Genomic DNA, 2,027 nt, shown 5'->3' on the forward strand with positions numbered 1-2,027 from the left:
TTATGCTTAATCAATTAAAATCAGTGGTTTATGGATTTTCTTTGTTCCCTCGGCTTTTCAGTTTTGTGTTTGTCGGCAAGCCGGTTTTTTTGAGCGCTGTTTTTCGGACACTTATTCTTTGGCGCTGAAAATTCAGAGAGTTGCCTCAATCAATTTTCGGGTAAGCGCGAGGTTAGGGCGGTTCGCTCAATCAGAAATCCATTTCTAGGTTTTCAAACTTCAAACTAGATTTGCCAAAAATCCGAGCCTGATTATCAAAACTATGATTCATTTCKGTTTTCTACRTTTTGGCTTTTGTTTCTGAATCGAAGTCGAGTTAATCTTGTTTCCAGAAAAACGTAACCCATTGAAGCTTAAGCATAACAAGGCGTTTAAGCGGGATTCATGCCGCGTGGCATTTTTGGTATGCGGTGAGTTTTGGTGGTGAAAGTGGTCTGCGGAAGCTTGGTTTATGCGGCACTCACCCCTTAACGCAGCGTTAGGAGTTTTTGTCATGGCATATGATCAAGTGATGATTGATGAGGATGGGGAAGAATATCCCTTCTCAAGCTCAATAGACGAGGATGGATATTTATACAGAGTTAGTGTGGTTTTTGATGACCGTGATGGTGAATGGATCATATTGAATTTGGGCAGTCATATTGAATTTGATGATGATGGTTCTTGGTTAGATTTTAATATAGCGCCAGAGGATATGTTTCCGAGTAAAGACAAATTGCAAGATGTAGAAATTTTGGAATTTATGCATCACTGCTCTTGCAATATGGAAAATGCTAAAACGTACACTAAAGATGAAATGATGGTTTTATATCAGAAGTATAAGCAGATAACGGGGAATCACTCCTAACAAACAATTTAAGAGTGATTCAGCACGCGTGGCATTTTTGGTTTGGGTTGAGTCCAGTGATTACAGTAGTCAAATTGAGTCTCGTGGTCGCGTGCTTCACACCTTAATTGGGCGTTATGTATTCGAGGAAGTTATGAGAAAACATCAATATCAAAGAAAAAACGAGCCAAATGGCGCAAAGTACCATTTCTTCGAGTTAACGAATGCTGTTCGTGTTGTAAAAATAGTTGGAGATGAAGAATTTGAGCATACCTTCTCTAAGGGTGATTTTGTTCAAGGGAGAACTTTGAAGAAGTTTGACTTTGATGGCGCTATAGAAAAAGGTCATGCGGTTTACGTGACTAGTGAAGAATACAACTCCTCAAACGCTCAAAGCTTAGCTGCTCAAATAGACTTTATTCACAAAAATGGTACTGAAGAAAAGTCGAGATTAGAGTTGGATCTGAACGAAATCGTGTTAAACCCAAAGATTGGAATTACTGAAAAAGAGAGCTTAATTAAGTCCCGAATCGGTCAGGGGGCATTTCGGCAGCAATTATTTAATATGTGGGGCGGATGCGCCGTAACAGGGTGTGAAGTCAAAGAGTTACTTGTAGCGAGTCATATTGTTCCGTGGCGCATTTCCGAAGAAAATAGGTTAAATCCATATAATGGTTTCCTTTTAGTAGCACACCTTGATAAAGCGTTTGACTCTGGTCTTATTAGTTTCGACAGTGTAGGAATTATTATGATTTCACCAAAGTTGAAAAATTATCAATCAATAGGGATACATTCGGAAATGGTTATTAAATTGAAGCCTGAGCATGAAGAATTTCTTGAATACCATCGGGCAAACGTGTATCAGAATACATAACAAACGAGTATGGCGTCAATAGTTAATTTTTCGCCATATTTTCATTCCACATAGTTCCGTCTCTTAGCATTGAATTCAGGATCACAACCATCTTTCTAACACAGGCAATGATGGCTACTTTTTTGGGTTTTCCTGCTTCCAGTAATCGCTGATATGTGGTCTTAAAAACAGGGTTAGATTGCATTGCAGACATCATCGCCATATACAGGACTGTACGCACCTGAGCGCGCCCACCTTGGATAATTCGTTTGCCTTTATAGCGGCCACTTTCTCTATTCATGGGAGCAACACCTATTAGAGAAGCCGCTTGTTTATTGTTGATATAAC

The 2,027-nt window shown here is 39.4% G+C and carries 4 protein-coding genes; 3 read left to right on the forward strand and 1 reads right to left on the reverse strand.

Going from position 1 to position 2,027, the window contains the following annotated elements; genetic code table 11:
* Positions 1–359 precede the first annotated feature (359 nt).
* From CIK04_RS14635 to CIK04_RS35575, 3 genes are read left to right on the forward strand one after another with little or no spacing between them, the layout of a single operon-like run.
* Positions 360–482 carry a DUF3265 domain-containing protein gene (locus tag CIK04_RS14635; RefSeq protein WP_078532228.1) on the forward strand — a complete coding sequence of 41 codons (123 nt, stop codon included), beginning with the start codon at positions 360–362 and terminating at the stop codon, positions 480–482.
* 11 nt (positions 483–493) lie between these two features.
* On the forward strand, positions 494–847 hold the full coding sequence (locus CIK04_RS14640; protein ID WP_044023849.1) for a hypothetical protein: 354 nt from the start codon (positions 494–496) through the stop codon (positions 845–847).
* Positions 848–875: 28 nt separating this feature from the next.
* Positions 876–1,700, forward strand: a complete 825-nt coding sequence (locus tag CIK04_RS35575; RefSeq protein WP_176463345.1) for an HNH endonuclease — start codon at positions 876–878, stop codon at positions 1,698–1,700.
* A 22-nt stretch (positions 1,701–1,722) separates the two neighbouring features.
* Here CIK04_RS35575 and CIK04_RS14655 read toward each other — a convergent pair.
* Positions 1,723–2,027, reverse strand: a 305-nt coding sequence (locus CIK04_RS14655) for a transposase (RefSeq protein WP_142994995.1), incomplete at its 5' end; no start/stop codon positions are given.

It is taken from the genome of Vibrio sp. 03_296 (assembly GCF_002265885.1).